The organism is Streptomonospora sediminis (genome assembly GCF_054778995.1).
Window position 1 is genome coordinate 1 of sequence record NZ_BAAGYZ010000086.1, and the last position, 7,515, is coordinate 7,515.

9 protein-coding genes are annotated in these 7,515 nt (G+C 72.1%); 6 read left to right on the plus strand and 3 right to left on the minus strand.

The window, feature by feature from the left end; genetic code table 11:
* Positions 1 to 439: 439 nt before the first annotated feature.
* From ACYVD5_RS17485 to ACYVD5_RS17495, 3 genes are all read left to right on the plus strand, one after another.
* Positions 440 to 1,000, plus strand: coding sequence for a ferritin (locus tag ACYVD5_RS17485; RefSeq protein WP_461002131.1), 561 nt, complete (start codon positions 440 to 442; stop codon positions 998 to 1,000).
* Positions 1,001 to 1,114: 114 nt separating this feature from the next.
* Complete coding sequence (locus ACYVD5_RS17490) at positions 1,115 to 1,801, plus strand: LON peptidase substrate-binding domain-containing protein (protein ID WP_461002132.1); 687 nt, start codon at positions 1,115 to 1,117, stop codon at positions 1,799 to 1,801.
* Between the two features lie 79 nt (positions 1,802 to 1,880).
* Complete coding sequence (locus ACYVD5_RS17495) at positions 1,881 to 2,381, plus strand: YbaK/EbsC family protein (RefSeq protein ID WP_461002133.1); 501 nt, start codon at positions 1,881 to 1,883, stop codon at positions 2,379 to 2,381.
* 92 nt (positions 2,382 to 2,473) lie between these two features.
* Here the strand turns inward: ACYVD5_RS17495 and ACYVD5_RS17500 are convergent, their stop codons facing one another.
* Complete coding sequence (locus ACYVD5_RS17500) at positions 2,474 to 3,439, minus strand: GlxA family transcriptional regulator (protein ID WP_461002134.1); 966 nt, start codon at positions 3,437 to 3,439, stop codon at positions 2,474 to 2,476.
* A gap of 51 nt (positions 3,440 to 3,490) precedes the next feature.
* Here ACYVD5_RS17500 and ACYVD5_RS17505 point away from each other — a divergent pair, with 51 nt between their 5' ends.
* Positions 3,491 to 3,874 carry a cupin domain-containing protein gene (locus ACYVD5_RS17505; protein WP_461002135.1) on the plus strand — a complete coding sequence of 128 codons (384 nt, stop codon included), beginning with the start codon at positions 3,491 to 3,493 and terminating at the stop codon, positions 3,872 to 3,874.
* A 150-nt stretch (positions 3,875 to 4,024) separates the two neighbouring features.
* Positions 4,025 to 5,158 (plus strand): TIGR04222 domain-containing membrane protein, encoded by a 1,134-nt coding sequence (locus ACYVD5_RS17510; RefSeq protein ID WP_461002136.1) that lies wholly within the window; start codon positions 4,025 to 4,027, stop codon positions 5,156 to 5,158.
* Positions 5,159 to 5,216: 58 nt separating this feature from the next.
* Here the strand turns inward: ACYVD5_RS17510 and ACYVD5_RS17515 are convergent, their stop codons facing one another.
* Complete coding sequence (locus tag ACYVD5_RS17515) at positions 5,217 to 5,915, minus strand: hypothetical protein (RefSeq protein ID WP_461002137.1); 699 nt, start codon at positions 5,913 to 5,915, stop codon at positions 5,217 to 5,219.
* A gap of 219 nt (positions 5,916 to 6,134) precedes the next feature.
* Between ACYVD5_RS17515 and ACYVD5_RS17520 the strand changes: the two genes are divergently transcribed.
* On the plus strand, positions 6,135 to 6,608 hold the full coding sequence (locus tag ACYVD5_RS17520) for a DinB family protein (RefSeq protein ID WP_461002139.1): 474 nt from the start codon (positions 6,135 to 6,137) through the stop codon (positions 6,606 to 6,608).
* A 242-nt stretch (positions 6,609 to 6,850) separates the two neighbouring features.
* Here the strand turns inward: ACYVD5_RS17520 and ACYVD5_RS17525 are convergent.
* On the minus strand, positions 6,851 to 7,515 hold a 665-nt coding region (locus ACYVD5_RS17525; protein ID WP_461002138.1), incomplete at its 5' end, for a PadR family transcriptional regulator.

Genomic DNA, 7,515 nt, shown 5'->3' on the forward strand with positions numbered 1-7,515 from the left:
TGAGACAGGGCCGGGTCCTTCACTTCGACGCCGCAGCCTCACGAAAGATCGAGGCTAACGGGCGGCTTCGCCACTGTGCCCGTCAGGGGCCCGGAGAACGCCGCGAGAGTGGGAATCCCTACCCGAGACGGCCGCGCAGTAGGGCAGCGACCCACCAAACACGCCCTGGTGGCGCGCAGGGGTGCTGGGCTGCGATGGCGCGGATCCTAAGCCCGGGGATCCGGGCGCCGGCCCCGGGCCCGGTTCGCGGGGGCGAACCGGGCGCTGCACCCGAAACCGGGAATACCAAATGAGGGCAGCCTTACCGAATACCGGGAAATTTAGCTTTACCTAAGTTCGGGACACCTTACCTAAACCGCCCCAGGAAAGGTTTTCCTAAGTGTGCGACATTACTCGCCAATTATTCGACAGCGCATTTTCCGCGCGATAACCTACAATCATGAACACGACGACGCAGACTTCCGAGCACGGCCTTTCCAAGTTCCACCGCCTCCTACTCGACCAGGTCGGACACGAATTCACCGCCTCCCACCAGTACTTCGCGCTGGCCGCCTGGTTCGACGACCGCGACCTCCCGGGCCTCGCTCGCGTGTTCTACCGGCAGTCGCTGGAGGAGCGCGACCACGCCACGATGATGGTCCGTTATCTCATCGACAACGACGTCGCCCCCGCCATTCCGGGCGTCGGCGCGATCCGCACCGGTTTCACCGAGCCCCGCGAACTCGTGGCCCTGGCCCTGAACCAGGAACAGCAGGTGACCGAGCAGATCCGGCAGCTGGCCAAGGCCGCCCGCGACGAGCACGACTACACCGGCGAGCAGTTCCTCAACTGGTTCCTGCAGGAGCAGGTCGAGGAGGTCTCGACCATGTCGACCCTGCTCAACGTGGTCGACCGCGGCAACGGCAACATGTTCGACGTTGAGACCTGGGTCAATCGCGAACTGTCGGCGCCCGCCGACGATTCCGCAGCGCCCGACACCGCGGGCCCCAAGGTCGGTTGAGGCAGGCCCGGGCCGCGGACCGCGGGCCCTGCTCCGGCACCGCCCGATCAAGCACCGGGCGGGTGCCGCGGAGTCGGGCACGGTGAATGCCGCGGAGTCGGGCATACTTGTGCAATGCCTCACGGGTTGCCGCTCTTTCCGCTGAACAGCGTGCTGTTCCCCGGCGCGTCGCTGCCGCTGCGCGTGTTCGAGGAGCGCTACCGCCGCCTCGTCACCGAGGTATTGGACGGCGCCGCTGATACCGCTAGCCGCACGTTCGGCATCGTGGGTATCCGGCTGGGCCACGAGGTCGGCGATACCTCGGCCCGCCAGCTCGCGCCGGTCGGCTGCACCGCTGAGATCCGCACCGCCCGCCGCCACCCCGACGGCGGCTTCGACCTGGTGGTCCAGGGCGGCTCGCGGTTCCGGATCGACTCGGTGCGGGACTCCGGCGGCCGCCACCCGTTCCAGCGCGCAGAGACCACGTTCCTGCCCGACGAGGTCGGCGACGGCGCCGACGAGTACGCCGAGCGGGTCGGGCGCCTGTTCGGTGTCTACTGCGAGCGCCTGCGCAAGGCCGGTGTCGGCGTTGCCGCCGAACCGGCGCAGGAGCTCCCTTCGGCGCCTCTGCCGCTGTCCTATGCCGTCGCCGCTGCCATGGTCGTGGACCAGGGCGACAAGCAGGGGCTGCTGGAAGCCGACCACGCCGCCGAGCGCCTCCAACTGGCCGCCGCCCTGCTGCGCCGCGAGAACCGGGTGCTGAGGTCGCTGCCGATCCTGCCGGCGCGGCGCCTCCTGCAGCCTGGTATCAACTTGAACTGATCCCGTGCCGGGCCCTGGCCCCGGCGGTCGAAGGCGCGGGCGGCCCTCCCGGCCGCCCCGCAGCAGAGCGGAGGCGGCAATGAGCGCCAACCAGACCCCGGCCACCCGTGCGGCCGGGCGCGCCGGGATCGGTTACCGGCTGCACCCCTACACGCCCGCCGGCGGCAACGGCGGGCCGGGCGCGTCCTACGGCGAAGCGGCCGCCGACGCCCTCGGGGTCGGCCGGGAACGCGTGTTCAAGACACTGGTGGCCCAGGTGGACGGAAAACCGGCAATGGGCGTGGTCCCGGTCTCGGCCGCGCTGGACCTCAAGGCACTGGCGGCGGCGGCAGGCGGCAAGCGCGCCGCCATGGCCGACTCCGCCGGCGCCGAGCGGGCCACCGGCTATGTCGTGGGCGGCATCAGCCCGCTGGGCGGGCGCAAACGGCTGCGCACCATCGTCGACTCCTCGGTCCTCGACCACGCCACCGTCTTCGTCTCGGCGGGGCGCCGCGGCCTGCAGATGGAACTCGCCCCGGCGGATCTGATCAACGCGGCCGGCGCCGAAACAGCACCGATCGCGGCGCCCGGCAAGCATTAGGCCGTGTTTGTCGGGTCGCTGCCCTAGACCGTTGATGCGGGTGTTGCCGACCGGGACGTTCATGGCCGTGCGGTTTTGCCCACCCTGGCCGATCAGGCCGAGAAGGTGCGCCGGTAGGCGGTTGGCGTCAAGCCCGTGTGGCGGACCAAGCGGTCGCGGAGGTTGGCAGATGTCCCGAGACCGGATCGGTGTGCGATCTGGTCGATGGCGAGGTCGGTCTGTTCCAGAAGACGCCGCGCGTGCTCAACGCGAACCGCGGTCAGCCACTGGTTCGGGGTACAGCCCAGCTCGTTGCGGAAGCGCCGGTGCAGGGTCGCCTGGCTCACGGCGGCCCGGGAGGCGATTTCGGCGACCGTGATCGGCTGGGTCGCCTGCTGCTCGGCCCAGCAGAGCGCCGCGGCGAGCGGGCTCTGCGTCTCTTTGGGAATAGGACGTTCGATGAACTGCCGTTGCCCGCCGGAGCGGTGGCCCGGGAACACGAGCCGGCGCGCGACGGCCGTGCCGATCTCGGCTCCGTGGTCGCGGCGTACAACGTGGAGTGCGAGGTCGAGGGCGGCAGCGCTGCCGGCCGAGGTGAGGATGTCGCCGTCGTCGACGAAGAGAACGGCATCATCCACGTGGACGCGTGGGTATCGGGCCCGAAACTCCTCAGCCCACTGCCAGTGCACCGTGGCGCGGCGCCCGTCCAATACGCCTGCTTCGGCGAGGGTGAACGCCCCGCTGCACATCCCGATCATTCGTGCTCCGCGGTCGCAGGCATGCGCGATCGCAGCGAGCACGTCGGGGTGATGGGGTGCGGCGGTGTTGGGACGGTTGGGGACGATCACCGTGTCCGCCCGGTCCAGGGCCGGCAGGCCGGCGATACCGGTCATCGCGAAAAAGCTCTGCCGCATCGGCACCTCCGACTCCCGTGCGCACATCCGGAAGTCGTAGAGCAGCCCGCCGACCTCGGGCCTGTCGATGCCGAGGACCTCGGTCAGGCACGCCAGCTCGAACGGGTTCGAGTCGTCGTCGACCAGGGCGACAACGGAATGCAGATGCGAGGAATCTTGCGGCATATGCTATTCCTCGCACTGTTGGGCCGGCAGCGCAAGACCCAAGATCAAAGCATGGCGAGCACGAACATCGACACCGTCCTGGCATCGTTCCAGGAGCGCTGGAGTCCACGGATCCTCACCCGAGTCAACGACTACGACGTCCGCCTGGCCAAAGTCGAGGGCAGCTTCGTCTGGCACTCCCATCCGGACACCGACGAGTTGTTCATCGTGCTCGACGGCAGTCTCGACATCCGCCTGCGAGAGTCCGGAACCGAGACACTCGTGCACCTTGGGCGCCGCGACGTCTTTGTCGTCCCGCGCGGAATCGAGCACTGCCCCGAGTCGCCGGAAGGCGCAAGCGTGATGTTGCTCGAACCGGCCGGGACCCTCAGCACCGGCGACTACGGGGGAGACATCCCTGACCACATCAACCCGACAACAGGCATCCAGGTCTGACCCGGGCAATGCACCGGTGTCAGGACGCGCCATGGCCCACGTGGGCTGCGCGCCCCCGAGCGGGGGCCCACAGCCCCTTTCATCGGTGCCCCTTGCGGCTTACGGTTGTCTCCACGAGGTGAATAGAGCGGGGCGCGTGGAGGAGGCGCGATGGTCACCGGGATCTTGTGGACCACAACGCTGGGCTACCTTGCCATCGCCGCCTGCTACCTCGGCACCCGGCTGGCCTATGCGCGGATCCGCCGCAACGGGCCGCAGCGCCCACCGGTAGGCGCTGACGACCTCGATCCTTTCGACCTGGGCATGCTCGCCGGCGGCCGCCAGCGCATGGGCGAGGTCGCGCTCGCGGAGCTGTACCTGAGCGGGCGCGCGGTCGCCCGGGGCCACGGGATGGTGGCGCGCCCCCAGCAGGCCGAACAGGGTGCGGCGCAGTTGTCGCCGGCCCCGTTCGCCAAACTGCTGGACGTCAAGCTGGGCGCCGGGCGCCCGGTCGCCGCCGACGAACTCGTGCGCGTCGCCGCCAAGGCCGATCCGGCCGTCGCGGTGCTGTGGCGGCTGCGCAGGCTGGGGCTGTTCCTGGCGCCCGAGCGGCTGTGCCGGGTGGCGCTGGTCCGCTTGGCCGCCTGGGCCCTGCACATGCTGATCGGTGCTGCGGGCGTGCTGGCCGGCGGCGGGGCGGCGCTGTGGGCGACCACTCCCGGGGCCGAGCGCTTCGACGCGGTGCCGCTGGTTTTCGCGGGGGTGCTGATCACCTACCCGTTCCTGCTCTACCTGGCCGACCGGCTGATCGGCGGCATGCCGGGGGCGGTCGCCGCCGCCTCCGCGGTCACCGCCGCGGCGATCCCCGCGGTACCGGCGCCGCGCGAGCTTGGGGCCGGTCTGGCGCTGCTGGCGGGCTGGACGCTGCTGCACCTGCTGTACCGGATCACCGGCGGCAAGCTGGGACCGCGCTCGGTGGCCGGCGATGCGCTGCTGGCCGAGGCGCGCGCGGAACCGAGCGGTCCCGAACCGACCGGCGCCGCCCTGCGGGCCGCGGCGCTGCTGGGTTTCCGGGCGCTGCGCCGCACCAAGCGCGCCGCCCCGGGCGACCTGCTCGATCCCGGAGGCGCCGAGTTCACCGCGGTGTGCTCGTTCGCCGCGGCGTGCGGCAGCGGTGTGGGGCGTCCCAACGGCGGGCTGGGCGGCAACTTCGGCGGCGACGGCGGGAGCGGCGACTGGGGCGGCGAGGGCACCGCTTCGCCGCTGGTCCGGCGGCCCGGCCGGGGCCCCGAGGCCGCCGCCTGAACCTGCGGGCCCGGGCGGGCCTTCGCCTCCGGCGGCCCGTCGGTCGGCGGGCGGGCCTTCAACCGGACCCGGGCGGGCCAGGATCGTCGGAGCGGTCGGCGGGGCGGCGCTCGGCGGGCTGTGCGCCGGGCGCCTCGTTGCGCGGCTCGCCCGACGGCTCGCCGCTCGCCTCCGGCGGGGCGGTGTGCCCGGCGTCGGCATGTTCCTCGTCGGCGTGTTCCGGGTCGGCGGGGCGGCGCTCGGCGGGCAGATCGCCGCGCCACAGGCTCACCGCGTCGAAGAGCCCGTACTGCAGCACCGCAACGAACGGCCAGACGGTCAGGGCGCTGAGCGCGTGCAGGGTCAGCCCCGAGCGGATGACGGTACCGGGATCGGCGGCCTCGGTGGCCCGCCGGAAGTCGCCCGCGTCGATGAGGGTGCCCACCTGCCAGGCGAGGACCGAGCCGAGGACGGCTCCCGCCGCCATGCCGAGCAGGCAGGCCATCCGCAGGTCGGCGGTATCGCGCGCGGCCAGCCGGAACTGGACCAGGTAGATGCCGTAGCCGCACAGCAGGCCCGTGACCAGCATGATGATCGTGAAGTAGCCATCGACCGCGAAATTGGCCTCGGAGACGGGGTAGGGCAGGACCGCGTCGTCGCGGCCGACAGTGACCCGCGGCCGCGGCGCCAGCGCCCACCACAGCAGGCCCAGCGGCAGCCCCAGTGCAGCGGTGGTGCCCAATACGGCACCGCCCACGGCGAGTCTCCGACGCGCCATCGAGCGCCGCACCCCCTTGTCCGTGCGAATCTCTCTGCTCCTTTCCGGCCGGCCCGGGGCAAAAACCACTGGTGCGGGAACCGGGCGGCGCCGACAATTGCGCGCATGCCCAACACCGATGGCCTTTCCGAGCCCGCCCCGGCTTCCGGCGCGGCGGGCCTGACACCCCCGCCGCCCGCACCGCGGGTCGACGCACCCACCTCGGCCGACGAGCGCACCATGCTCACCGCCTGGTTGGACTGGCACCGCTCAACCGTATGGGAGAAATGCTCCGGACTGGCCCCCGGCCCCGCGCACAGCGCGCCGCTGCCGAGCTCGCCGCTGGTCTCGGTGGCCGGAATCGTCTCGCACCTGCGCTGGGTCGAGCACGTCTGGTTCGAAGCGCGCCTGCTGGGCGGCCGCGACCAGCACCCCCGCGCCGCAGCGGACCCCTATACCGAAGCCGATCCCGACGCCGACTTCCGACTGGGCGGGCACCGTCCGCTGCCCGAACTGCTGGCCGAATACGCCCGCCAGTGCGAACGCTCCCGGGAGATCACCGCGCGGTTGGACATGGGTGGTTCCGCACGCGCCGACGGCCACCGCGTGGTGACCCTGCGCTGGGTCCTGGTGCACATGATCGAGGAAACCGCCCGGCACAACGGCCACCTGGACATCCTGCGCGAAATGGCCGACGGCACGACAGGGGAATGACCGGCCGCCGGCCGGAACGGCGCCCCCGCGGCCGTTCCAGCCGGTACTGCGGCCTGCGCCGGTGCTGCGCGGCAGGCCCGCCGCGGCACCGGCTGCTCCCGGCGGCGCGGGCGAACACCGGTCCCGCCCGCAAGTGGCGGGCCACCGGCGCACTGCCGGCCGTGCGGAAATGCCGGGATCTCAAAGCTGACACGGGCATTTCCGCACGGTCGTCGCCGGGATCGCGCAGCTCGATCAGGACGCTAGCCGTCCGCGGAGCCGGGCCCGCCGGTCGGCTTGCCGTCGCCGGGCCCGGCTTCCGCGTCGGCCACCGGCTCGTCCTCTTCGGCGAGGATGCGGTAGAGGCCGCGCTTGGAATCGGCGAGCAGCCGCTTGGCGCGTTCGACCTGCTCATCGCTTCCGGCCTGGGCGACCTGGGCCGCTGCCGCCGCGAGCTGGGAGGCCAGCGCGCTGACCTCGATGTAGCGGGCCTGGGCGTCCTCGTACTCCTCGGGCACCGCGTCCCAGGGCGGGGTGAGGTCGGCGGCGTTCGCCTCGACGTACTCGTGGCCCTCGTCGGTCAGCTCGAATGGGCGGCGGCGCCCGCCCGCGCTTTCGGCGGGGTGCACCAGCCCTTCGTCCTGCAGTTGCTGCAGCATCGGATAGACCGATCCCGGGCTGGGACGCCACGCGTTGCCGCTGCGTTCGCGCCCTTCGCGGATGATCTCATACCCGCTGCGCGGCTCTTCGGCCAGTAGCAGCAGGATCCCGGTGCGCACGTCGCCGCGGCGCGCCCGCGACCCGCCGCGGCGCCGGTGGCCGCGCCCGCCGCCGAACTGGCCCTCGAAGGGGTTGTGCGGGAACGGCATGCCGCCCCACGGGCCGCCGGGCGGACCCGGGGGCTGCGGCGGTGGCGGCGGGAAGCCGC

Excerpts from the sequence above, each read along its gene's own strand:
- ACYVD5_RS17485 (WP_461002131.1), top strand. The coding sequence starts at position 440 with ATGAACACGACGACGCAGACTTCCGAGCACGGCCTTTCCAAGTTCCAC.
- ACYVD5_RS17490 (WP_461002132.1), top strand. The coding sequence starts at position 1,115 with ATGCCTCACGGGTTGCCGCTCTTTCCGCTGAACAGCGTGCTGTTCCCC.
- ACYVD5_RS17495 (WP_461002133.1), top strand. The coding sequence starts at position 1,881 with ATGAGCGCCAACCAGACCCCGGCCACCCGTGCGGCCGGGCGCGCCGGG.
- ACYVD5_RS17500 (WP_461002134.1), bottom strand. The coding sequence starts at position 3,439 with ATGCCGCAAGATTCCTCGCATCTGCATTCCGTTGTCGCCCTGGTCGAC.
- ACYVD5_RS17505 (WP_461002135.1), top strand. The coding sequence starts at position 3,491 with ATGGCGAGCACGAACATCGACACCGTCCTGGCATCGTTCCAGGAGCGC.
- ACYVD5_RS17510 (WP_461002136.1), top strand. The coding sequence starts at position 4,025 with ATGGTCACCGGGATCTTGTGGACCACAACGCTGGGCTACCTTGCCATC.
- ACYVD5_RS17515 (WP_461002137.1), bottom strand. The coding sequence starts at position 5,915 with ATGGCGCGTCGGAGACTCGCCGTGGGCGGTGCCGTATTGGGCACCACC.
- ACYVD5_RS17520 (WP_461002139.1), top strand. The coding sequence starts at position 6,135 with ATGCTCACCGCCTGGTTGGACTGGCACCGCTCAACCGTATGGGAGAAA.